The organism is Helicobacter equorum (assembly GCF_900198655.1).
Classification (GTDB): domain Bacteria; phylum Campylobacterota; class Campylobacteria; order Campylobacterales; family Helicobacteraceae; genus Helicobacter_F; species Helicobacter_F equorum.
The window spans coordinates 1-24,762 of the sequence record NZ_FZPO01000019.1 but is presented as its reverse complement, the minus strand read 5'-3'; the positions used below and the strand labels follow the sequence as shown (position 1 = coordinate 24,762).

The following is a 24,762-nucleotide window of genomic DNA, read 5'->3' as shown; positions in this document are numbered from 1 at the left end:
TTAAAGTTTGCTTTTGGATAAGGAACTTTTATATAAACCTTGGCTTAATAAAAATTAAAGTTTTACTTAACTAAAATTGAGAGAAATATAAAATCTATATGCATTACTTAAAAAAGGGTGTGTATGTCTATGTATTCACATATATTCTATCGCGATACCTTCTTTGACCGACACACACTCGTGCCAATGGCTTATGATCCAAAACATGCTAGAGTACTCTATGTTTGCGAACTAGACAAACTAACCAAGCTTACCATTGATATTTCTGCTTCTTTGCATTCTCATATACAAGAAGACGCCGAGCACATTGTGGAATCTCTTTACACACATGCCTATCAATGCGGAATTATCGATCTATCACATACATATAGTTTGTATTTTGCGTGTAAGCCGCATTTTCACGAAACAAGTTTGCAAGAATGTGAGGCGTATTTTATCGATCATCATATGTTGACGAACCTACCAAAACATACAAAAGCATGTGAAATCGCTATAGATGCGTATTTTCTGGCACAACATGTCAAGCAAGGTTTTATCTATATCAAAGAATCTCGTATGTTTTATTATATCGATAACGCACAGATTCTTAGCACTCTCCATCTTACAAGCGATGAGGAATTAACGCAAAAAACGCAACTTTTTAGCAATATGTTTGGGGAGCACATGCTACAGGTTTTAGATTCTTTCCCTACTCAAATATTTTTAGAATCTAACACCAAAGACCCACAAAATAAATCCTCGCCTCTCCGTGCAATCTTTCAAAACTGCAAGCACGAATACTACACGCATATAAGAGCGCTTTTACATAATAAATTTGGGTTTATCCGCAATAACTTTGGGCTTTTTGTCAAAGCACAAACACACATTATACGGAATCTTATTATTACCCTTGCCATAATGTTTGGACTTGTATATCCTAGCGCACTCTTTGCACACACCTGCAATCTCACAACCCGCATCGATACTTTACAATCTCAAGAATACGATTTTACAAACCTTGAACACAGCACTACCACCCAAACCAATGAACTAAATAAACTTCTCGCACACAATACCCAAATGTATCAACAAATCTCTTTTGTGCTAGATACTCTCAATACAAAACCACTAAGTGTCCGTATGGAAGAGACTTTTACATTTCTTGCCGAGCACTCTGCACACACAACAAATATAAGCTTTGCAAAAAGTGCAAAACTTAGTGTAGCGCTAATGGATATCATAGCACCCACACAAGCTCATATCACACAACTACTAAAAGCCCTCAATACCGACACTTCACAAGCAAAAATTTCTCATATCACACACAAAGACAACAAAGCCTATTCTCAAATCCTTGTGGTGTATCATGAATAAACCAATAATCCTTAAGCCTCGCGAAAAAATGTTAGGTTTTATATGCGGGGTCCTTGCCTTTATAGCATGTTGTCATATATTTTTTATACAGCCTATCGAACAACAACACCGCCTCACTTCCACACTTTTAACACAATTACAAGAAGACAAGGCTATCTCAAAAGATAGCTACACACAAGCGCTTCATACCACAAACGCCATTCAATCCGAGCAAACCCAAATCCTTACAGAGCTTACACAATCTAATGCCATATTACGATCCGTGCTGCACCAAATCTACGCCACACAATCCAATGCATTTGACAACCTAGATTCTTTACTTAATCTCTCTCAAAATAATCATCTTGCCCTTACGCATATACAAATCGCTAACGAAGAGCTTGGCATCATTTCTCTACGAGGTAATGGAACTTTTGGAGGGATAGCACAATTCCTTCATGACATACAAACACTGCATGATCAATATGTAAGCCTTGATTTTATCCATATCACCCTAAAAGATACTCTGGAGTTTGAATTGCTTATCCAAGATATGAGAAGCTAGCATGCGATTTGTGCTCACACTTTTACTCTCTTCTATGACTTTTGCCACAACTATTCCATGTGATATGCTATGCGCACAAAATCTTCTCTCTAGTCTCCAAAAACCACGATCTTACCAAAAACTCACACACAACCCATTTTTTGACACTACACCACAGACACGATCACACACCAAAACACCCCATTATCTCAAGCTTGAAGCTATTATGAATGCCAAAGCACTTATTGATGGCACATGGTATAAAAGTGGCAAAACACCATTTGGTACAATCCTCAGTATCCATAATGATCATATCATGCTTATGCAGGGCAAAAACACGCACACTATCAAAGTATCACAACATATCCTATGGTATAGGTAGGTTTTGATGCAATTCCCACGCTTACTTCGCATATTATGTTTAGCCTACTACCTCACACAACAAACAACCTATGCATGTAATGCACTAAGCTTTAATGCCAACACAACACTCTCTAAAATCTTAGAAGCCATTGCTCTAGATTGTAAGCTAAACATTATCTATACTCAAGATCTTACACATAAAATCTTAGATTCTAAAGTCATCTCTTTGCATTTTGACAATACTTCCTTGCAAGATATTCTACAAACCCTGCTTACGCAAAATGACATAGGATTCACACTAGAAAATAATCTCTTAAGTATTTGGGCATTGCAAACTAAAACCTTTAGTATTAATTACATATCCACCGCACGCGTTGGCTCTAGCAATACCGATGTATTTTTCTCTCAAGATTCTCAAAATACACCCAACGCATACCAAAACCCCTATGCTATACAAAATTTTTCCACCCTTGAATCTACCCAACAAGCACACAAAATGGCACTTAATAAAGCTGCTGGACACACCCTTGGGACAGGCAAAAGTGGCACAAAAATCTATTCTATTGATGAAATGGATTTTTGGGGTGAATTAGAAAATGAAATATATAACATCGCCTATCGCCCTGGAGATTGGTATATACCAGATTCTACCATTGACACCCCGCAAAATACCAAAGATTCTAAATACGCACCCAAAGATATTATTATCAATAAAGGTGCAGGGCTTTTGACAATCACAGGATCCCAAAAACAAATCGATCGCGTGGAGCAATATCTCGCCTCTCTTGCGCAAAAAATTCACGCACAAGTCCTCATTGATGTCAATATATTCAATGTCGAGCACAATGATAGTGCGACTTATGGTATTGATTGGGAACAATTTTTTAATCTTACTAATCTTGCCACTACACCTATAGGCAGCGACAACTCAAGCGCATTGATCCTTGATAATTCCGGCACCTCTTATGGTATCAATATTTTTTCACAAGGCATAAGTATAGAGCGTATTGTAGAGTTTTTGCAAACCTATGGCAAAGTAGAATCTATCTCTAACCCAAAAGTGCTTACACTCAATAATCAACCTGCTATTATCAGCGTGGGAAGTGTATTGCGCTACCAACAAAATACAACATACCAAACCACAACCCAAGGCACTTCAGTGCAAAATGCTTCAGAAATATTTCCATCGGTTTTTTCTGGAATCTTACTTGATGTTACACCAAGCATTGAGGGTAAAAAAATCATTTTAAAAATCAATCCCTCCATAACCAAAACCAAAGATATCTCAATCGAAAACCAAACAACCGCACTTAGTTCGCCACCAAATCTCGCTACTAAGCACCTCTCTTCACTTGTGGCGATAGAAGATGAACAACGTATTGTCTTAGGTGGTCTTATAGACAAAACAGAAACAAAGATTCGCAAACAAATCCCTATTTTAGGGAACATACCATTACTCAAATATTTTTTTAGCTATACCAAAAACACCCAAGTAACAAAAGAAATGGTCATTATCCTCTCTCCAAGAATTATGAATATACAAACCATAGAGCAACTCCAAGATGAAATACCACAAATCCCAACCTATGAAAACTCCTCGCTTCCACTAAGCAACACACAACTTGCACCAAAAATACACGATCTAACCCTAAGTTACATCATAGATTCTCATACGCTCAATGCCCCATTATGAATCATTCTACAAATATCCATATTTTAGAAAGCCTTGATCACAAAGCCCTCAGCGCGTTGCCTTTCTCATTAATACAAAAACTCCATTGCTTTGCTTTTAGTATAGATTCTACACATATACATATCGCCACGGATCCAGATAATCCGCCAAATATTGAGCTTGTGAGCTTTCATATACACAAACAATATCCGCACCTAACACTAGAATGCTATCCAATACAAGATTTTTTGCTGTTTTACCAAAAAGCCTTTGCAAATGCCAAATTTAATGCCCTCACACAGGATCTCTTAACAAAACTTATGCTTGCATCCACAGACACCGCCAATCCTCATATACAAGAAAACGACATAAACACCCTACTAAATTTTCTCCTAGAGTATGGCATACAACACCAAAGTAGCGACATACATATAGAATCTAATACTACAGAAGCGAGTATTCGCTATCGAATCGATGGGATCCTACACAAAAGTTTTGAAATACCACTACATATCTTTGAAATCATCTCCACGCGCCTAAAGTTAGAATGCAAACTTGACATCAGCGAAAAAAGGAAATCCTTAGATGGGCGTTTTTCAAGAGACTTTACACAGGGAAGTTTTGATTTTAGATTCTCAAGTATGCCCGCACTTGAGGGCGAATCGCTTGTTTTGCGTATCTTGCAAAAGGGTGCAAAAAGCCACACCTTGCAATCTCTAGGTTTCTTGCCCCAAGCCCTTCACCTCATCAATCAAGAAATCACCAAAAGCAGTGGCATGATCTTGCTTGTAGGTCCTACAGGCTGTGGCAAAAGCACCACACTCTATGCTATGGTAGAATCCATAAAAGATCACACCAAAAAAATCCTCACTCTTGAAGATCCCATAGAATACCGCGTCGATGACATTACGCAGGTGCTTATCAACCCACAATATGATTTCACTTTTGAAAAAGCCTTGCGTGGTTGCCTGCGACAAGATCCTGATGTGCTTATGATAGGAGAAATCCGCGATCACCAAACGCTTGATCTCGCCCTCCAAGCCTCTCTTACTGGACATTTAATCTTTGCGACCCTGCATGCTAATGACACACTAAGTGCCTTTGATAGAATCTTGGCACTAGGTGGAAAGCCCCAAATGCTTGCCACAAACCTTAGTATGATTATCGCCCAACGCCTAGCACGAAAACTCTGCACACATTGCAAATATAGTGTGTCTCACACATTTTATGACACTTTCAAAAATGGTATATACAAAGATTTTCTTACAAGTCTTTGTTTGCAAACCCCACTTTATCGTGCCAAAGGCTGTGTGTATTGCGATAATAGCGGATTTTCTGGACGCATACTACTAAGTGAGATTCTCCAAAATCCACGCAATATGCCCAACCTTAGCAAAGAGCTACTTGCTACACATCTTACACCTATGCAAACACATATTACAGAAGTTTTAGCACAAGGTATGTGTAGTCTAGAAGAAGTTTATCGTGTATGGGGATAATCTATGAATCTAAGACGCAAAATACGCCCCCAAGATATCAGCACACTTTTTATGCAAATGGGACTTTTGCTAGATTCTGGTGTAGGGATATTAGAATGTATGCAAAGTGTGCAAACCCAAAACAAATCCCTTGCGATCGTAATACAAGACATTGTCAAAAATCTTCATCAAGGCTTAAGCTTAGCCCAATCCATCGCACAACACAAGACAATCTTTGGAGAACTCTCGTGCGCATTACTCACATTAGGGCAAGAAAGTGGCACACTCCCTGCAATCTTGCTCACCCTTAGTGCATACTTTAATAAACGTGCCCAAAACAAAGCACTTATCACCAAAGCCCTTGTATATCCTAGCATATTACTTTGTGCGATGATTGTTGCATTTTTGGCTATTATTTGGTTTGTCATACCGCCATTTATGGTGCTTTTTGCAGAGCTTGGCACCACATTGCCTCTTTATACGCGAGTCTTATTGTGGCTATATGAATCTCTCCAAACATTTGGGCTACCTATAGTATTGTTACTCGTGTGTATCGCCTTTGCAAGCAAGATCCTCTACACACATCAGCCATCGTTTAGACATACAATCGACGCATACATACTACGCGCACCATTTGTAGGCACACTTGTCATCTCACAAGAAGCCTATCACTTTTCTTTTGCACTTAGCTATATGCTAAAGGGTGCTATGCCACTAGATACAGCATTGCCCTTAGCGAGTTTAAGTGTACAAAATCGCGCCCTAAGAAAACGCTACAATATGCTCTTGCCATATATCAAAAACACTGCTAGCACCTTAAGTCAAGCACTAAAAACCTTAGACTTACTCGATCCTATTTCAATCACACTTATTCACGCTGGAGAAAAAAGTGCAAAACTCCCACAAATCTTTGAATCCATCGCCAATGCTACGCAACGCGAGAGTGAGCAAAAACTTGATATGATAATACGCCTTATAGAACCTGCACTTAGTCTCATTATGGGAGCATTAGTTGTGTTTTTAGCATTAGGTGTGTTTGTGCCTATGTGGGATATGAACGCAAATGTCCTCTAGTTATTATACACACTTTGCCAAAGCCTAAATCCAATCCCTAATCTATTGGAGTGAATGTTATACTCATAAATGTTATCACCATAGCCATTGCTATATTGTGCATAGATTCCAAGATTTTCGGTAAGCCTGTAGGTATAACCCACCTCAAAATGTGGCTTCCAAAATCCTATATCACTCACAATAGGTGATGCCTTGAATTCAAATAAATGGTTATCGTATTTGCAATACAAAAATATATCGCCGTATCCACGATAACGCGTAAGAACTGGATTATCGTGCAAAAAGCCATCATTATCCAAGCCTATCCAAAGCCAAGTGCGCACGATACCACCAACTTTTAGCCCCAAAGGCGTGTCATATTGCAAACGCACCCTAAGCAAAAGCTGATTTTGGGTGCGTGATCGCAAGGCACGCTCACCATTTGAAATATGCTTATAGCCAAACTGCACAAAACGCACAATGTCATTAATCCCATCATAAGACCAATACAACTCCGGTGCATAGTCTGTGTCGCGAAATGGTCGAGAATCCAATTTATTATAGTTTTGAAAAAATGAGGTTTGTGTATAAGCAAGAAAAAATTTATTATGCTCACCCACGCCAAACATTGGGATTCTAAAGCTAAATTGGAATTTTGTCTCGGTTGCTATGTTTTTATCATATGTAGGTGAAAAGCTATGGTAATAGGGCAAAATATAAATAGACTCGTGTGCATACAACGAACCAATATGTGAGGATAATTGCTGATTAAATTCTTGTGTCTTAGGTTGCTGGGAATCTGAATCTTTGCCAAAAACATACATCAATACACTTAGAGCCAAAATGCCAAATCTCTTTATCATCGTATGCCCTTAAACTTAAGCTAACAAATCCTTAGGTATGATTGTAACCTCAAAATATTAAATACAAGTGCAAAATTGTTACAAAGGGAAAAGTATGTGTGGAATTGTGGGTTACATAGGTAACAATGAGAAAAAACAAATCCTTCTTGATGGCCTAAAAGAACTCGAGTATAGGGGTTATGATAGTGCAGGAATAGCAGTATTAACCAACAAACAATTACATAATTTCAAAGCAGTTGGAAAAATTGTCAATCTCGAAGAAAAATGCAAAGATTTTTATTCCCAAGGTTTTGGCGTTGGCATAGGACATACACGATGGGCAACGCATGGCAAACCCACAGAAGCAAATGCCCACCCACATTTTGCAGAATTTAGCAATGTCGTGCATAATGGGATTATAGAAAATTACGCGCAACTTAAGCAAATGCTCCAAGACAAAGGACATCAATTCATTAGCCAAACTGATACCGAAGTCATCGTGCATCTTTTTGAAGAAAATCTAAAAATTCACAAAGACCCAATGAGTGCCTTTAAACACACTATAGATTCTCTACACGGAGCCTATGCAATCTTACTTATCACAAAGGCTGATGAACAGGCAATCTTTTATGCCAAGAAAGCTTCTCCACTTATCATCGGACAAGGTGAGAGTGGTGTGTATTTTGCAAGCTCTGATGCACCACTTATCGGACTTGCTAACAAAGTGCATTATGTAGCTGATGATACTATCGGTCGTATGGATAAAGATAGCTTTTTACAACTAACGGACACAAAAGAGCTTACCATCAATAAATCTTATGCACAAAAAGATGGATATAGATTTTTCATGGAAAAAGAAATTTATGAGCAACACAAAGTCCTCTTAGAAACAATGATGGGGCGTGTAAGCGATGAGCATATCGGTTTTGATGAAGTGCCAAAAGATTTTTTTACCTCTATTGAGGAAATCACGATTTGTGCATGTGGGACAAGCTACCATGCAGGACTTAGTGCAAAATACCTCATCGAACGCCTAGCCAAGATTCATACAAATGTCGTCTTTGCGAGTGAGTTTCGCTATGCCAAGCCTGTGCTACACAAAAATGAGCTTTTTGTCTGTATCTCTCAAAGTGGTGAAACAGCCGACACACTAGAAGCCCTCAAGCTTGCTAAATCTAGCGGACTTAAAACACTAGCTATTTGTAATGTCGATAATAGCTCAATTGTCCGTGAAGCACATCACACTATACTCACACGCGCAGGCATAGAAAAAGGAGTAGCAAGCACCAAGGCTTTTGCGACACAGGTTATGGTGCTTTGGATTTTAAGTGTATCGTTGGGACATATGCGCGGACACATTAACACCAAAGATCTCAAGCACTATGCAAATACAATGCTTAATGCCACCAAACTTACCAAAGTGCAACCTTCCTTGCACGATCGCCTTAAGCGACTTTCTAAGCGATATTTACACGGGCATGGCTTTTTCTTTATCGGGCGCGATATTTTCTATCCTTTAGCACTCGAGGGCGCACTCAAGCTCAAAGAGATTAGCTATTTACACGCCGAGGGATATCCTAGTGGTGAAATGAAACACGGACCTATAGCCCTTGCAGATTCAGAACTTTTTTGTCTAGCACTCTTACCAAAACATCTTCTATTTGATAAAATCAAAAGCAATGTCCAAGAATTAAGTGCGCGCGACACAACCATTTGTGCGATTTGTAGTGAGGGTATTCAAGAAGCCGATGATATGGTATATATTCCTCAATGCCAAGATTATATGGAGGAATTTTATGCAATGATGATCGTGCTCCAACTCCTTGCATTAGAGATAGCAACCAAATTAGGTAATGATGTCGATATGCCTAGAAACCTCGCAAAATCCGTAACCGTGGAATAAATCCATAATGTTTGAGCACCAATTTTAACAAAAGGATCATTATGCAAATTACTCTTTTACACGCCACACCTTTAGAAATGTGTTCCAATGCTATTAGAACCTGTTGGCAAAGCTTTGATAAAAGCGATAATGGTGGAGAAAGAGATTTGGAGCTTATTGATCGCGTGGGCAATAAAAATAAACACAGCTCCACGCTTGAGCATTTATTTTATAACTTTTACATAAAAGGTATTTCGCGCGCGTGTTTGCAAGAATTAGCACGACACAGAATAGCAAGTCTTAGTGTCAAATCCTCACGCTACACGCTCAAAGAACTTAAGCACTGCGAAAGTTTTTTGCCACTAGATTCTATAAATCTCACACGCGCACAGCAATTCCTTGTCTTTTGTCAAGAACCCAAAGTCAATGAAGCAAGTGTTTATGCGCTAGAAAATCTCCGAGTCTTATTAAATCAAGGTATTAGCAACGACTTGGCAAAATTTTGTATGCCCGAATCTTATAAAACCGAACTCTCGTGGAGTATCAATGCACGATCGTTGCAGAACTTCCTATCCTTGCGTAGCTCTAAAAGTGCACTTTGGGAAATTCAAAACCTTGCACACGCTATTTTTGATGCCCTGCCAGATTCACACAAATACATTTTTGAACACTGCCTCCAGCAAGATACTAAAGCCTAAATACGCTAAATTCTAAGAGCATCCAATGATTTGGCTTGATATTACCGATCCCAAATATGTGCTATTTTTTCGCGTATTACTCCCGCATCTTAGGACACTTGATGAGATTCTTATCACCACGCGCGCAAGTAGCGATTATGATGAATGCGTGCAACTTTTGAAGCTTTTTGGGATCACGCATCATTGTATAGGTGGCTATGGTGGTGCAACAAAAGAAGGGAAATTTAGAGCTAGATTGCATAGACAAGAAGAGTTTTTAAAATTTTTTGGTGCCAAACTTCCCACGCTCCTTATCACAGGTGCAAGTGCTGAAGCTGTGCATTTTGCTTTTGGAGTAGGCATACCAATTGTGCATTTTTCTGATACACCCATAGCCGGACATACTTGCGATTCACATTTACTTACCAAACTTGCGCGATTAACACTCCCATTATCAGATCTTATTTTTTATCCATTTGTGCTACCCCAAAAATGCTTTAAGCTCCTTGGTATGAGCGTTGATAATATAATTTCATATCCATTTATTGATGTGGCTTTGTGGCTAGATAATCTCCCTAAAGGCAAAGATTTTCGCCACACTCTCCACATACCCACCAATCGCCCAACAATTCTTGTGCGAGAAGAAGAATACAAAGCCCACTATGTGAGCAAAAAATTGCCCATTATTTATGAAAGCATAAAGCTCCTTGCGCACAATCTTGATGCAAATATTATCATCATACCACGCTATGGAAATAAGGAATTAGAACAAAAGTTTGGAAGTTATAGCAATGTATGGATTGCCAATGATAAATTTGCACCAGAGGATTTCTATCCCTTTATTGATGTGCTTGTAGGTGGCGGTGGCACTATGAATCTAGAATCTTGCTATCTAGGCATACCTACAATCTCTACACGCTCTTTGTTACTTTTTCACGACAAATATCTCCTAAAACACCGCCTTATGTCTCACGCCAAAAGTGCTACACAAGTGCTAAAGCTCGTGCGAGAAGCACTCAAAAATACAACCCCCAAAATACGACAAGACGCGCTTTTTTTTCACACCGATAAAACCACCGCACTCCAACACATCATCGCAACACTCAAGCAAAGATTCTATACATCTCCTAACATAAACAAGCAAAAGTAACATTTTGGTATAATCTAGTTTTCAATCACAATATAAAACGAGTAGCAATGTATCCTATAAACTTACCCGAAGAAGAACTCAAAAACAAAGTCGCCACGGACTTTTTTAGTCCCAATCCTCAAAGTGCGTTTATAAAGCTTGACAAAGATTCTAAAGCACTATTAAAAGCACTTGATTCCACACAAATTCTAGGCAAAATTGATTTTTGCATAAGTTACAATGCAAAGACACTTTTTGAGCCTATAAATTTCCTGTGGGCAGAAGCCAAAAAAGGCAATAAGGCAGATATTATAGAATCTTTTGTCCAGCTAATCCTAACCATAGGCAAGGAAAAAACCTATGAAAACAATCTCCCCACCGCTTTTCTTAGGGGCACTCGATTGTGAGAAAATAGCCTTTATCCCATACCACGAGCTAGATTCTATCTTTACAAAAAACGACTTTAACTGGAATGTTACGCCTAGCAACCATAACACAAAAGAGTTCAAAACCCTTCACACCCTAGCACAAGGGCTTTTAGAATCTAAAAAATTGCAGTTTAGATTCAAAAATGACTGCAAAGAGCTACAATCTTTCATACAAACAAACTTCACGCTAGATAATAAAAACATAGCCAAAATCCCTATTACTAAAAATAACTTCACCACCATTTACCACAAATGGCTTACAAGTGTAGCTCCTAGCATTGGCATTGATTGGGATCGTGCCAAAGATGCAGGGATTTTAGACGCAGATTTTTACCTAGCAGATTTATTAAGCGCTGAAAATCAAAGCTTATTAGATAAGCTTTTTGTCGTGCTAAAACAAACGCATTATGAATTTAATAAAACCACTACATTTATGGGAACACAGCAAAAAGATACCGCAAGTTTTAATGATGATCAAAAAGCTCACACAGCCTTTTGGAATCTCTATGATCGCCCGCCAAAAGAAGAGTATTGGAGCTACATTATAGATAGGCGAGATTTGCTAGTGCCTAGCGATATTAGAGAGCGAAAGGGTGCGTTTTTTACCCCACAAACTTGGGTTAAAAAGCCCAAAATTACCTAGAAAAAGCCTTAGGCGAAAACTATCAAAGTGAGTATTATATTTGGGATTGTGCTGCAGGGACAGGCAATTTACTTGTAGATTTTACAGAATCCCACAGACTCTACGCTTCTACATTAGATAAAGCCGATATAGAGATTATACAAGAGCTTTCAAACAAAAACACCCTACACCTATTACCCAAACACATTTTTCAATTTGATTTTTTAAACGATGAGTTTTTTGACAAACCTTGCACCAAACACACAAAAAGTGGGCTAGATCCCAAATGCCAAGATTGCATAAAATCCAAACTGCCAAAATCCCTGCAAGAGATTCTAAAAAATGAGCAAAAACGCAAAAAGCTTATTATTTTTATCAATCCACCCTATGCGGAAGCCACTTCAGCCACACAAGTAACCAACACAGGGAAAAACAAAGATGGAGTAGCCTTAGGTAATGCCACCTATGAGCGTTACAAAGATTCTATGGGAAAGGCAAGTAATGAGCTTTTCGCACAATTTTTCTTTAGAATCTACAAAGAAATTCCCCACTGCACCCTAGCAAGTTTCTCCACGCTTAAATATATAAATTCTAGCAATTTTGTAAAGTTTAGAGAGACTTTTAAAGCCAAATTTTTAAAGGGCTTTATGTGTCCTGCCTATACCTTTGATAATGTCAAAGGAAATTTTCCTATTGGATTTTTGATATGGGATCTAAGCCAAAGTGAATGAAAATACAAACCTTTAAGGAGCAAAGATGACATTAATAGTAGAAAATGTGAAGCAAGAATTTTTGCAAGAGTTTCAAGCCTTAGCCAAAAAAACACAAGCAAATTTAAAAATAGAGCAAACACAAATCAATGATTTTACACAACTGCGTGAATATATGCTACAAGATTTAAAAAAGCCTGAAAACAAAGCCGTGTTTGAAAGACTAAGAGATAAATGAGATATTTAAATCTGCAGGAAGTGCAAACAATGCACGATGATATAATAGATGAGATAGGCGGACTAAAAGGATCAAATCCTAAGCAATATATTAGATTACAAAAGTGAGTAAAATGAAACGGATAATTACACTAGATATTTTTAATGAAAATGGTGCGAGTTTGGGGAAAAAGAGATTTTATACAGCACTAGATAAAAAAGAAAATATTAATAAGTGGGTTAAAAAATACGACCACAAACAAAGTCAAAATATTGCAGGATATATGGAAAATCCAACACCTGATTTTCAAAATAATAATTTCCTTTGCATTATGAATAAACAAGGCACAAGACATAATAATTATTTTGCACTTAGCCCAAGCGGTTTATTTATTGGAGCAATTTATTTCTCTGTTCGCCATTGTATCAAAGCCACTTGGATAAATGATAGAGATCAGTTTCTCTACCCAAACAACAAATGGGAGCAAGATTCTGTGTTTCAAAGCGATTGCCTTATTTTTATGCTTTTTCACGGACAAAATAGAATCACAAGTAAAGTTGGTATAAATCACTTTATACCCTTTAGCGAAAAAGAAATAGGAGCGTGCGAAGCCTTTGAATCGCACTTTATGCAAGACTTTTTGCAAGGCAAAATCAAGCAAGATTCTAAAAGCACCGATAATAAAAGCTTGTTTAGTGATGAGCTAAAATCTACTTTTATCCCCACAAAGCCACTTTGTTTTAGCCACGAAGCACAAGAAGTCTTAAACGCAGGGAAAGAGCTTTTTAGACATTATCACACACAAGCAAAAGATGACAAAGACTACCATCCAAATGCCTCACTCTATGATATAAAAGCCCACTTTCAAGGCTTTAATGACAAAGGCAAGATGAATCCACCCCAAAAAGCTAATGATGAAGCCTATAAACAAAAGCTAGGCACACTCAACTACGCCCTAAAAACATTAGCCAAAAAGATAGAATCTAAAGTCTATGAATATGAGTTTTTGCTACCTTAGATATATGTATGCAGTATCACATATTGCGTATTTTTGCGATCTCATCACGCAATCGTGCAGCTTCTTCAAACTCAAGCATTTTTGCAGCTTGGTGCATTTTGGCGCTAAGCTCTTTGATAAGTGAATCTCTCTCACTTTTTGGAATCTTCTTAGCCTTGGCACCCTTTTCATACAATCGTGATAAGCCACTAGATTCTATCTTTAGTTCTTCTTCGATATTGCGTTGCACAGATTTTGGCGTAATATTATGTAGCGCGTTAAATTCCTCTTGCTTGGCACGGCGATAATCTGTGATTTCAAAAGCGCGTCGCATAGAATCTGTGATTTTTTTGGCATACAAAAGCACCTTGCCATTGACATTGCGCGCTGCACGACCCATAGTCTGTATAAGGCTTGTCTCACTACGCAAAAAGCCCTCTTTGTCCGCATCAAGGATAGCAATCAAGCTAACCTCTGGGAGATCTAGCCCCTCACGCAAAAGATTAATCCCGACGAGCACATCAAATTCCCCCAAACGCAAAGCGCGTATCAAATGATTGCGCTCAATAGAATCTATATCGCTATGCATATAACGCACCCTAATGCCCAACTGGGTGTAATATGTAGTAAGCTCCTCCGCCATTTTTTTGGTTAGTGTGGTGATAAGCACACGCTCTTTTTTTTCTACACGCACCTTAATCTCATCAAGCAAATCTAGAACTTGTGAATCCGAATCTCTCACTTCATAGAGTGGATCAAGCAAACCTGTAGGGCGGATAATTTGCTCGGTGATATTATCCTTGCTAAGCTCTAACTCTAGTTTGGCAGGAGTAGCAGAGACAAAGAGAAAATGTGGGGCTTTGGTGATAAACTCATCAAAACGCAATGGGCGATTATCAAGCGCACTAGGCAACCTAAAACCATACTCCACTAACACTTCTTTGCGACTCCTATCTCCTGCATACATACCACCAAATTGTGGCAAACTCACATGCGATTCATCTACAATGATAAGATAAGGCTTGTTTTTTTGCGCAAAATAATCAAGTAGTGAATATGGCATCTCACCGGGGGCTTTACCTGTGAGATGACGTGCATAATTTTCAATCCCTTTGCAAATACCAGATTCTCTAATCATCTCTAAATCAAATTCTGTGCGACCTTTGAGACGTTGATATTCTGCTTGCTTATCTTGTGCACCAAACTCTGCTAAGCGCGAATCTAGCTCGGATTCTATCCCTGCAATCGCCTGCTTTAAACGATTAGCACCCACGATAAATTGATTGGCGGCATACAACACAAATGAATCTAGACGCTTTAGCTCCGTGCGCTCCAAACTATCATACACACTAATGCGATCAATCTCATCGCCAAAAAACTCTACACGCACAAACTCTCGATCATTGTAGGCTGGAAAAATATCGATAACTTCGCCCAAAACACGCACATTACCACGATCAAAAGTCGTATCATTACGTGTATAACCCATATCAATAAGTTTAAGTAAAAACTCTCGTTGTGTGCGTTGCTCTCCAACTTCAAACTTTTCTATCATTGTGAGATATTCTTGCGGATTACCCAAACCATAATTTGCTGATACACTCGCAACAACAATAATATCATCATACGCAAGGAGTGATGTAGTAGCACTCAATCGTAACCGCTCAAGATCTTCATTGATACTAGAATCTTTTTCTATAAACAAATCACGGCGTGGTATATAGGCTTCGGGTTGATAATAATCAAAGTGTGAGATAAAATACTCTACATGATTATTTGGAAAAAAACCCTTAAATTCACTATAAAGCTGTGCTGCAAGGGTTTTGTTGTGTGTCATAATAAGTGTAGGCATTTGCAAAGTCGCAATGATATTTGCCATACTAAAGGTTTTGCCACTTCCTGTAACACCTATAAGCGTAGAGTATTGTGCGCCATGTTGGATAGAATCTACGATTTTTGCGATAGCTTGGGGCTGATCTCCTGCTGGTGTGTATGAGGAATTTAGCGTAAAACTTGCCATAATTCTCCTTGAGACTAAAAGCTTTATGTTATAATTTTGCAATCAATTTTACCCCACTAAATCTTATAAGGACACAAAAATGGATACACAAATTATGGAAAAATTTTCACAAAAAATCGAAGAAATGCTTCAAAAAATGAATGCTCAAAAACTTGAAATAGATTCTTTACGCACAAAAGTCCGCGAACTTGAAGCTGATAACCAAGCCAAAGATACTCAAATTTCTAACCTGTATGATCTTCTTGGATCACAGAAAAAGGGTATAGAAGATCTCTTTAGTAAAATAGAGGAAGGCTTACGTTATGAATGATCCACTAAAGATCAATATAGAGGGCAAACTTTTTTCCTTTTCTACAAGCAAACTCTCCAAACAAGCACAAGAGGAGCTTTTTGCGTTGTTTTATGAAGATAGAGAACGCAAGCAAATCTCTATCGTGGAATTACTCCAAGCCTATATTATCGCAATTGAAAAATATGCCAAGATTCACACTTCACTAGAACTTCTCTATCACGAAATAGAAAATGCCTCAATTTCCCCGCAAAATATTACTTCACAAACTATGCAAGATTCATAACCATAACTATTAGGAATATATGTGCATACTTTTGTCCTCATCGCTCCTTTAGGCGTATCCTCTCCCCCACTTACATACCAAACCCAAAGCCCTTGTGAGCGTGGCACACTCTTAGAAATTTCACTTAAAAATAAACATATCTTGGGTGTCGCTCTCACGCCACAAACACAACACATAGGCTTTGAATGCAAACTCGCATATCCAAGCAAATACGAATTTTTACCAATCCAAAAGCTTTTGGCAGAATTTATCGCGCAATATTATTGCTGTAGCTTTTCACAAAGCTATGGACTTTTTACGCCAAAACTCATAGCTGATACATTCACTACACAAGTGCACAATGAAACAATCACGCCAATCCTTGCGCTCTCACAGACACAAAATGATGCCTTAGCATTTCTCAATGCCACACAAAACCCTTTGCTTTTTGGCGATACTGGTAGTGGCAAAACAGAGATCTATATTCACCTCATCGCACAATACCTCAATAATGGGCAAAAAGCACTTTTTTTAATGCCTGAAATCTCTCTCACACCACAAATTGAACAACGACTACAAAAGGTTTTTGGCGATAAAGTGGGGATTTGGCACTCCAAAATTACGACTAAAAAAAAGCAAGAAATCCTTACAAAACTCCAAAATGGCACGATACAAATTATCGCTGGTGCGAGATCGGCACTCTTTTTGCCCATAGAGAATCTAGGGCTTATTATTATTGATGAAGAACATGATGATGCCTATAAATCACAATCTACTCCACGCTATAACGCTAGGGATCTTGCGTTGTATCTTGGCAAACACACTCCTATCAAGGTTGTCTTAGGATCTGCCACGCCATCACTTAGCTCATATGCAAATGCCAAGAAAGAACACAGAATCTATCGCCTTAGGGGGCAACACTTTGATAGCAAAAAATCCTATATTTTTGATGATACGCCATTATACGCACCCTCTCTCATAGAACTGGTGCGACAAACATATGAGGCTCATAAGCAAAGTATTGTCTTTTTGCCTACAAGAGCGCATTTTAAAACACTTTTTTGTCAAGAATGTGGTCAAAAAGTGCAATGCGTATTTTGTAGTGTCAATATGAGCTTACACCTTGATAAACACGCAATGATTTGCCATTATTGTGGCTACACACAAGCAATCCCCAAACATTGTCCCAAATGCCAAAGCCAAAACCTCCAATCCCAACGCATAGGCACACAAGAATTTGCCAAAGAAATGGCAGGATATTTTCCTGATATGCGTGTGGGCATATTTGATCGTGATCATATTACAACACATAGCAAACTCCAAAAAACTCTCAAAGACTTCAATGATCACAAACTTGATATGCTCATAGGCACACAAATGCTAAGCAAAGGACACGATTATCATAATATCGCACTCTGTGTAGTAATGGGCATAGATTATATGCTAAATGCTATAGATTATCGCGCCAATGAACGCGCTATGAGTTTGCTCACACAAATCTCTGGACGAAGCGGACGCAAAGAAAGTGGCATAGTGTATATCCAAACATTACATAAAGATTTTTTTACTCCCTTTATGCAAGATTATGAAAAGTTTTTAACATACGAGCTAGGTTATAGACCAAGATTCTATCCGCCATTTGTGCGACTTGCTAATCTTAGTTTTGCACACAAACTCCAACACCAAGCCCTCTCACAAATGCAGGAAGTGCGAGAAATTTTGGAAACACTTATACAAAAATCCACATCTACCCAAATAAAACACTTTGAAATTGTCGGAGCAAAGGCGTGTGATATTGAGCGACTTTATGGTAAATACCGCTATAATATTTTGTTGCGATCGCATTCCGCCAATGCGCTTATACAAGCCATCATGTATGTCAAAGAATGCGTAAAATTTGCCTTTGAGATTGATATAGATCCATTAAGCACGATATAATGTGAGAAATTCATAAAAAGGGGTGGTGGTGAAAATAGCATTACAATGTGAGAATCTGTTACTACAAAGCACATTAGAATATTTTTTGCGTCAATATATAAGCCCACAAGAATCGTGCGATTTTATTCTAAGCGATGTGCAAAGGGTTGCTAATAAGCCTGTTTGTGTGCTTGGAGATTGTAATATTCCCCAGCCCTTCACACCACAATCTTTGCTCCAAGCCTTGCAAGCTTTTTATGAGAATCTCACACCTTTGCATACTTCTACATTAGAATCTGAAATCTCCCAACTCCTTACAGAATACACGCACAAACTCTATGAACTCTTCAAAAAACACTCCTGATGTCACCATTAGCACGGGCAAACTCAAAGGATTAAAACTCCTCTTACCCGCGTCGTCTACCACGCGACCAACAAAATCTATCGTGCGCCAATCGTTTTTTAATACCATCGGTAGTGAAATCATAGATTGTGTATTTGTCGAGGGCTTTGGTGGCAGTGGCTCTATGGGAATTGAAGCCCTAAGTCGTGGTGCAAAAGAGGGCATATTTATCGAACGAGATTCACAAAGTGCACAGATTCTCTTGCATAATCTCCTATGTGCCAAAAAACGTGCCAAAGAGCTACAATACAGAATCTACACACAAGACTTTTTTGCTACTAAAGATATGTTGCATACTTTCCAAACATATAGCATTGTCTATCTTGACCCACCATTTGCCCTGCGAGAAGGTATGCAAGACATATATCACAAATGCTTTGAATTTGTGAGTAACATACATAATCCATATATTTGGCTTATAGTTTTTGAGGCAATGAGCGAGCAAGATATGCCCCAAACTTTAGGCAAATATGCTAGAATCAAACAAAAAAAATTCGGAAAAAGCACGATATCATATTTTGCAGTCTAACTAAAGGGAGTAAGTATGGCAGAAGAACAAGAAGCGCCTAGCACGGCAGGAAATGAGAAAAAAAACAAGACAATTTTGTTTATTATTATTGGTATGATAGTGGTGTTTTTGCTACTTGTTGGGATTTTAGTAGCAGTCCTTATGCTTTCTGGAAATAATCATCAAGAACCACAGGTAGCACCAACCACACAGCAAGAAGCACAACCTCAAAAAACGGTCGTTAATGTTGGGACTTCTGTGAGTGCTAGAGCTAGTGATTATGGCAAAATGGGACCTCTTTACCCTATTGCAGATGAATTTAGAGTAAATCTCTTAACACAAACGGGTAAAAAGATTTTGCTTGCAAAAATCAGTCTTGAACTTGATAAGCCAGAAAGTCAGCCAGAAATCGAAACAAAGTTGCCTGTGCTTTGTGATGCAATAATCGAAATACTCTCCTCCAAATCTTTTGAAGAAGTTGCCACCACAAAAGGCAAAAATCGTGTCAAAGATGAAATCGTGCAACGATTAAATGAATTTCTTATCGACGGAAGTATCAAGAATGTATATTTCACAAGCTTCCTTATTGGATAAGTATGCTAGGCATTGATGTTGTGCGTATATCACGCCTTGATCATTTGATACAAAAATTTGGCATAAAAGGACTTAGACGCTTCCTTAACCAACACGAAATCATGCTTTCATCACGACAAGATACATATAATTCTACACGTATAGCAGGATTTTGGGCAGCCAAAGAAGCTCTAAGCAAAGCGCTTGGATGTGGGATTGGTGCAGAAATTGGGTTTTTAGATATGTCTATTACTCTAGATTCTAAAGGTGCGCCACATATCACACTAGATTCGCAAAAAATGTCCTATTTTCAAGCCCAAAAACCTTTCGCACACATCGCGCTAAGTATCACACATGATGCTGATATTGCCATAGCGTGTGTGGCGTTGCACTAAAGCTAATTTCAAACTAAGCAAAAGGAAATCTATGACAAAAAAGCGTGTTTTTTCTGGAATCCAACCAACAGGCACTATCCACTTAGGCAATTATTTGGGAGCAGTGAAAAATTGGGTAGATTCTCAAGAAATGTATGAAAACATTTTTTGTGTGGTGAATTCTCACGCTATCACTATCAAACAAGATCCAAAACAATTAACACAAAAAACATATGAACTTGCTGCAATGCTTCTAGCGTGTGGGATTGATGCCAAAAAATCTAGTCTTTTTATCCAAAGTCAAATCGATGAACATGCCGCACTCGCGTGGATACTTGATTGCAATATCCCTATGGGCGATATGAGCAGAATGACGCAATTCAAAGACAAATCTACCAAAAATCCTAAAAATATCAATGTAGGGCTTTTTAATTATCCAGCGCTAATGGCAGCTGATATTTTACTCTATCAAGTCAATGGGGTGCCGGTGGGAGAAGATCAAAAACAACACCTTGAGCTCACAAGAGATGTGGCAATGAGATTTAATCGTGACTATGGTGAGTGCTTTACAATCCCAAAGGCGATTATTCCAAAAGTGGGTGCGCGTGTTATGGGGCTAGATAATCCAGAATCTAAGATGAGTAAATCAAGCAGTGGTGCAAATCACGCAATCTTTTTACTTGATACGCCAGAAGTTATTATGACTAAATTTAAAAAAGCTACCACAGATTCACACAATACAATTGTCTTTGATACCACGCGTCCAGGGCTTTATAATCTCCTAAGTATTTATGAAATTTTCACACACAAAAGTCGTGAATCTATCGAAGAAGAGTTTGCAGGCAAAGGATATGGTCATCTTAAAGCTGCCATAGCAGAAGTAGTCATAGAATCTCTACGCCCTATTAGAGAAACATATGAAAAGCTTATGAGTGATCAGACATACATCAAGCAAATCCTTGATGAAGGTGTGCAAAAGGTGCGTCCTATCGCCATAAACACATATCATAAAGCCAAAGAACTTGTGGGGCTAATATAGCCTTTAATTCATCAAGCCTTAACAATTACATCAGTAGAATATAGCTTATATCTAAAATTTTTAGGAGGGTAATTATGAAAAAAGTAAAATTACTAGGGGTAGGACTTATGGCAATAGCATTTGTGGCGTGTGATCAAGGTCCAAGCCCAAAAGAAATAGAAATCACAAAATGTGAAACACCAAAATATGAAGTGCTTTTTGAAACAAGCAGTATTAGCGGCACACAAGATCTCTACAGCACGCAAGATTTCAAGACATTACTAGGTAAATTTATGCAAGATTCACAATGCTTTAGCTTTGTCCAAATACCAAGCCAAAATACTTGGAAAATGGAAGTTACTTACAAGCTTATGACAAATGCTACAAGTCAAGACTTCAATATAGCCAAAGGACAAAGTGAAGCTACGCTAAAATCTTTAGTAACTTTGAATTTAACACAACCAAAACAAAGTATCAAGGAGCATGCCAATGGTGAATTAAAGCTTAGCAAAGAACATTTTTTTGGCACAGGCAAAGAAAGCACAATCTCCAAAACAGAGATAGAACGCCTCTTGAGAGACAATATTGTCTTTATCATTGATGATTTAAGAAATAAATAAGCTTTGTTTAGGAATTTAGTATATAATTCCACCCATTTCAAAAAAAGGAGTTACCATGGCTTTATATGATAGAAACTACACAAATGTAAATGTTGCTTCTATGGCAGCGACACAAGAGAGTGCATTGGTGAATTTTGTAAAAACAACATATAAATTTTTTGGTGCGAGTTTATTTATCGCAACCATTGGCGCACTTGTAGGGTTTATGAATTTCCAAATGGTTGTTGAAAATCGTATGCTCATCTTTATCGCAGAGTTTGTGGCACTATTTGGACTTATGTTCTCACGCTCAAAACCTGGGTTAAATGTTGCTATGCTTTTTATTTTTACATTTCTTACAGGTCTTACTATCACACCTTTACTTGGGTTTGTTATTGTCCAAAATGGTAGTGCGGGAGTAGTAGCAGCATTTGGTATGACAACTATTATCTTTGGTGTGATGAGTATCTATGGGATCAAAACAAAGCGTGATTTAGCGAGTATGGGAAAAATGCTCTTTATCGCTCTTATTGTTGTGTTTGTTTGCTCGATTATTAATATATTCGTGCTTAGTATGGGATTCCAAGCAATCATCGCGGGTGCTGTAGCAATACTCTTTAGTGTATATGTAGCTTACGATACACAAAACATTATTCGTGGCTTATACACTAGCCCAGTAGATGCGGCAATCGCTCTATATTTGGATTTTTATAATATTTTTGTGTCTTTGCTACAGCTCTTTGGTATTCTTGGTAACAGAGATTAACCTTCTTTGATCTCCCTTGCATCACACAAGGGAGATTCTCTCACTTTTTATTCCTCTTGTATCATTCCTAAATCATTTAATACTTCTTGTGCATGTCCTTTGGCACGGATATTATAATAAGTCTTAGCAATATTTCCTTGTGGATCAATGAGGAAGCTTGATCGTATAATGCCCATCACCTTTTTGCCATACATCATTTTTTCACCATAGGCCCCATAACTACTCGCTATGCTTTTATCACTATCACACAACAAAACATGTCGCAAACCATACTTAGTAATAAAACTATTGTGAGATTTTGGACTATCTGGACTAATGCCTATCACAACACAATCAAGTGCACTAAATTCATCTAAAAGCATGCTAAAATCCTGTGCCTCTAGTGTGCAGCCCGGTGTATTGTCTTTGGGATAAAAATACACAACCACATACTTCCCTTTAAAATCTGCCAAACTAAATTCAGTATTTTGTGAATCTAGTGTGCGAAAAATTGGTGCCTTCATACCTATTTCTAATTTTTGCATACATAAACTCCTTTTGTCATCAAAATAAACATTTAGAATGATATTCTACTAAACATCTACTTGATAGTAAATCCTTAGAAAAGCATTGATTAATTTATATAAATTACATACTATATGCAAATAATATGTATGCCTTTAGGAGGTTGTATGTTAAGTCATTCTTTGGGATTTTTGGCAACACAGCTTACTACTTACTCTATATGATGATTGTATGGAATTTATCAAAATTTTTTAATAAGGAGATCCAATGAAAATAGTAGTGATGGGCATATTAATAATAGGTCTTAGTTTGCTTGGTGCACGAGAATATGTGATAGATAAATCACAATCCAAGGTGGGTTTTGAAGGTAGTAAGTTTTTGGCAGTGAGTGTGGAAGGTAAATTTTTAGAGTATGAGGGCAAAATAAATATACAAGATGATGTTATACACACTTTAGAAGGCAAAGTTGTGGTAGATTCTATAGAGAGTGGAAACACTACGCGAGATGAACATATCAGAGGTAAAAGCCTTATTGAGAGCCAAAAATTTCCCTACATCACCTTTGCAATGAAAGAATATAAGCAACTCACAGAAAATGGGGAAGTAATAGGCATACTAGAAATTCATGGTATAGCAAAAGAAGTCCGTCTAACTAGCACCCTAAAACACACACAAAATGGTTATACACTCTACCTAAATGGTAAAATTGATGTCAAAAAAGACTTTGGTATGGAAAGTTATACAATTATGAACAACTCCATAAAAATTGATGTAGTCTTAGCATTACAATAATCTATAAGTAACTTTCATGCCACATGTATCTTCACTCTAGAGCTAAAATCTTAGTAAGGTTTTAGCCAATTTAGTATACAATCCCACCCAAATTTATCCTCGATTCCATAAGGGTGTGCGTGTCATATTTTATTTCAAAAGATACCTTTTTGATTTCAGATTCACATTTTGGACACCAAGGGGCATTACTCAAAGAGCCTATACGACTTAAAACTGCACTTTCACACGGATTTGATAATTTTGATACCTTTAGTATAGTGATGTGGAATAAAACCCTAGGTCCAAAAGATAGAATCTGGCATTTGGGAGATTTATATTTTGGCAATGGCTATAAGATACTAAAAAAACTTAATGGCACAAAACTCCTTATTGTAGGCAACAATGATATTGGCAAATATGAATATGTGCAAAACCTTAAATCCTGGAGTGTGTGCAAAAAACTACGCCTACAGATTCCCCAAAGTCGCCTCATCAAAGATCATCTCAAACAAAAATTTGGTAAAGAATCCCTAAAAAATCTCTATCTCAATGCCATTATATGCGACATAGAAGATGAGCGGATTATGTTTTCACATTTCCCTGTTTTTAACAGAAAGGTGCATGATAGATTCACAAAAGCGCGTGATATTTTAGATGAAACCTACAAACTCGCACAATGCTCCCTTAATATACACGGACATTTACACTCCAAAGAAAGTGGCAATGATTTTTGTATCAATGTTAGTTGCGAAAAACTTGGTTTTATCCCACGCAAATTAGGAGAGATTTTGCAATCTCATAAGAAAAAA

General features: G+C 37.9%; 28 protein-coding genes and 1 pseudogene. 26 read left to right on the top strand and 3 right to left on the bottom strand.

Going from position 1 to position 24,762, the window contains the following annotated elements; genetic code table 11:
• Positions 1–123 precede the first annotated feature (123 nt).
• Genes C6H22_RS04485 through C6H22_RS04460 form a run of 6 tightly spaced genes read left to right on the top strand, consistent with a single transcriptional unit; the run spans position 124 to position 6,463 of the window.
• A complete protein-coding gene (locus C6H22_RS04485; RefSeq protein ID WP_104694145.1) occupies positions 124–1,353 on the top strand; it encodes a hypothetical protein in 1,230 nt (409 codons plus the stop codon).
• Complete coding sequence (locus C6H22_RS04480) at positions 1,346–1,897, top strand: hypothetical protein (protein ID WP_104694144.1); 552 nt, start codon at positions 1,346–1,348, stop codon at positions 1,895–1,897. Before C6H22_RS04485 ends, C6H22_RS04480 begins: the two co-directional genes overlap by 8 nt.
• Before the next feature lies 1 nt (position 1,898).
• Positions 1,899–2,258, top strand: coding sequence for a hypothetical protein (locus C6H22_RS04475; RefSeq protein WP_104694143.1), 360 nt, complete (start codon positions 1,899–1,901; stop codon positions 2,256–2,258).
• 6 nt (positions 2,259–2,264) lie between these two features.
• On the top strand, positions 2,265–3,932 hold the full coding sequence (gene mshL / locus C6H22_RS04470; RefSeq protein WP_104694142.1) for a pilus (MSHA type) biogenesis protein MshL: 1,668 nt from the start codon (positions 2,265–2,267) through the stop codon (positions 3,930–3,932).
• A complete protein-coding gene (locus C6H22_RS04465) occupies positions 3,929–5,410 on the top strand; it encodes a GspE/PulE family protein (RefSeq protein WP_104694141.1) in 1,482 nt (493 codons plus the stop codon). The genes mshL and C6H22_RS04465 overlap by 4 nt, the downstream gene beginning before the upstream one ends.
• Positions 5,411–5,413: 3 nt before the next feature.
• Entirely contained in the window at positions 5,414–6,463 is a 1,050-nt protein-coding gene (locus C6H22_RS04460; RefSeq protein WP_104694140.1) for a type II secretion system F family protein, read from the top strand.
• Here the strand turns inward: C6H22_RS04460 and C6H22_RS04455 are convergent.
• Entirely contained in the window at positions 6,460–7,305 is an 846-nt protein-coding gene (locus C6H22_RS04455) for a phospholipase A (RefSeq protein WP_104694139.1), read from the bottom strand. The genes C6H22_RS04460 and C6H22_RS04455 overlap by 4 nt on opposite strands.
• A gap of 94 nt (positions 7,306–7,399) precedes the next feature.
• On the opposite strand from C6H22_RS04455, the gene glmS reads away from it, so the two are divergent.
• From glmS to C6H22_RS04420, 8 genes and pseudogenes are all read left to right on the top strand, one after another.
• On the top strand, positions 7,400–9,187 hold the full coding sequence (gene glmS / locus C6H22_RS04450) for a glutamine--fructose-6-phosphate transaminase (isomerizing) (RefSeq protein ID WP_104694138.1): 1,788 nt from the start codon (positions 7,400–7,402) through the stop codon (positions 9,185–9,187).
• Positions 9,188–9,228: 41 nt separating this feature from the next.
• Positions 9,229–9,864, top strand: a complete 636-nt coding sequence (thyX, locus tag C6H22_RS04445) for an FAD-dependent thymidylate synthase (protein ID WP_104694137.1) — start codon at positions 9,229–9,231, stop codon at positions 9,862–9,864.
• 25 nt (positions 9,865–9,889) lie between these two features.
• Entirely contained in the window at positions 9,890–10,993 is a 1,104-nt protein-coding gene (locus C6H22_RS04440; RefSeq protein WP_104694136.1) for a DUF354 domain-containing protein, read from the top strand.
• 47 nt (positions 10,994–11,040) lie between these two features.
• Complete coding sequence (locus C6H22_RS09220; RefSeq protein WP_233707039.1) at positions 11,041–11,379, top strand: hypothetical protein; 339 nt, start codon at positions 11,041–11,043, stop codon at positions 11,377–11,379.
• Positions 11,333–12,043 carry a hypothetical protein gene (locus tag C6H22_RS09215; protein WP_233707038.1) on the top strand — a complete coding sequence of 237 codons (711 nt, stop codon included), beginning with the start codon at positions 11,333–11,335 and terminating at the stop codon, positions 12,041–12,043. Before C6H22_RS09220 ends, C6H22_RS09215 begins: the two co-directional genes overlap by 47 nt.
• Positions 12,044–12,345: 302 nt before the next feature.
• Positions 12,346–12,753, top strand: a pseudogene (locus C6H22_RS09210) (hypothetical protein); the annotation flags it as partial.
• A 25-nt stretch (positions 12,754–12,778) separates the two neighbouring features.
• On the top strand, positions 12,779–12,970 hold the full coding sequence (locus C6H22_RS04430) for a hypothetical protein (RefSeq protein WP_104694135.1): 192 nt from the start codon (positions 12,779–12,781) through the stop codon (positions 12,968–12,970).
• Positions 12,971–13,082: 112 nt separating this feature from the next.
• Complete coding sequence (locus tag C6H22_RS04420; protein ID WP_104694134.1) at positions 13,083–13,967, top strand: hypothetical protein; 885 nt, start codon at positions 13,083–13,085, stop codon at positions 13,965–13,967.
• A 16-nt stretch (positions 13,968–13,983) separates the two neighbouring features.
• Here C6H22_RS04420 and uvrB read toward each other — a convergent pair whose 3' ends face one another.
• Complete coding sequence (gene uvrB, locus C6H22_RS04415; protein WP_104694133.1) at positions 13,984–15,966, bottom strand: excinuclease ABC subunit UvrB; 1,983 nt, start codon at positions 15,964–15,966, stop codon at positions 13,984–13,986.
• A 79-nt stretch (positions 15,967–16,045) separates the two neighbouring features.
• Here uvrB and C6H22_RS04410 point away from each other — a divergent pair, with 79 nt between their 5' ends.
• The 10 genes from C6H22_RS04410 to C6H22_RS04365 all read left to right on the top strand — a co-directional run bounded on the left by C6H22_RS04410 (position 16,046) and on the right by C6H22_RS04365 (position 22,678).
• On the top strand, positions 16,046–16,276 hold the full coding sequence (locus C6H22_RS04410) for a hypothetical protein (protein WP_095627446.1): 231 nt from the start codon (positions 16,046–16,048) through the stop codon (positions 16,274–16,276).
• A complete protein-coding gene (locus C6H22_RS04405; RefSeq protein WP_104694132.1) occupies positions 16,269–16,541 on the top strand; it encodes a hypothetical protein in 273 nt (90 codons plus the stop codon). The genes C6H22_RS04410 and C6H22_RS04405 overlap by 8 nt, the downstream gene beginning before the upstream one ends.
• 21 nt (positions 16,542–16,562) lie before the next feature.
• Positions 16,563–18,458, top strand: coding sequence for a primosomal protein N' (locus tag C6H22_RS04400; RefSeq protein ID WP_104694131.1), 1,896 nt, complete (start codon positions 16,563–16,565; stop codon positions 18,456–18,458).
• A gap of 28 nt (positions 18,459–18,486) precedes the next feature.
• On the top strand, positions 18,487–18,801 hold the full coding sequence (locus C6H22_RS04395; protein WP_104694130.1) for a hypothetical protein: 315 nt from the start codon (positions 18,487–18,489) through the stop codon (positions 18,799–18,801).
• Entirely contained in the window at positions 18,776–19,369 is a 594-nt protein-coding gene (gene rsmD, locus C6H22_RS04390; RefSeq protein WP_104694129.1) for a 16S rRNA (guanine(966)-N(2))-methyltransferase RsmD, read from the top strand. The genes C6H22_RS04395 and rsmD overlap by 26 nt, the downstream gene beginning before the upstream one ends.
• Positions 19,370–19,384: 15 nt before the next feature.
• Positions 19,385–19,942 (top strand): flagellar basal body-associated protein FliL, encoded by a 558-nt coding sequence (gene fliL / locus C6H22_RS04385; protein ID WP_104694128.1) that lies wholly within the window; start codon positions 19,385–19,387, stop codon positions 19,940–19,942.
• A gap of 2 nt (positions 19,943–19,944) precedes the next feature.
• The gene (gene acpS / locus C6H22_RS04380) at positions 19,945–20,316 is read left to right on the top strand and encodes a holo-ACP synthase (RefSeq protein WP_199769805.1); all 372 of its coding nucleotides are present in this window, start codon (positions 19,945–19,947) and stop codon (positions 20,314–20,316) included.
• 31 nt (positions 20,317–20,347) lie between these two features.
• A complete protein-coding gene (gene trpS, locus C6H22_RS04375; protein WP_104694126.1) occupies positions 20,348–21,334 on the top strand; it encodes a tryptophan--tRNA ligase in 987 nt (328 codons plus the stop codon).
• Between the two features lie 74 nt (positions 21,335–21,408).
• Positions 21,409–21,933 (top strand): hypothetical protein, encoded by a 525-nt coding sequence (locus tag C6H22_RS04370; protein ID WP_104694125.1) that lies wholly within the window; start codon positions 21,409–21,411, stop codon positions 21,931–21,933.
• Positions 21,934–21,988: 55 nt separating this feature from the next.
• Entirely contained in the window at positions 21,989–22,678 is a 690-nt protein-coding gene (locus C6H22_RS04365; RefSeq protein ID WP_104694124.1) for a Bax inhibitor-1/YccA family protein, read from the top strand.
• A 47-nt stretch (positions 22,679–22,725) separates the two neighbouring features.
• On the opposite strand, the gene C6H22_RS04360 is transcribed toward C6H22_RS04365, so the two are convergent.
• Positions 22,726–23,202 carry a peroxiredoxin gene (locus tag C6H22_RS04360; RefSeq protein WP_104694123.1) on the bottom strand — a complete coding sequence of 159 codons (477 nt, stop codon included), beginning with the start codon at positions 23,200–23,202 and terminating at the stop codon, positions 22,726–22,728.
• Positions 23,203–23,449: 247 nt separating this feature from the next.
• Here C6H22_RS04360 and C6H22_RS04355 point away from each other — a divergent pair, with 247 nt between their 5' ends.
• The gene (locus C6H22_RS04355; protein WP_104694122.1) at positions 23,450–23,974 is read left to right on the top strand and encodes a YceI family protein; all 525 of its coding nucleotides are present in this window, start codon (positions 23,450–23,452) and stop codon (positions 23,972–23,974) included.
• A 119-nt stretch (positions 23,975–24,093) separates the two neighbouring features.
• Positions 24,094–24,762, top strand: a 669-nt coding sequence (locus C6H22_RS04350) for a hypothetical protein (protein WP_104694121.1), incomplete at its 3' end; no start/stop codon positions are given.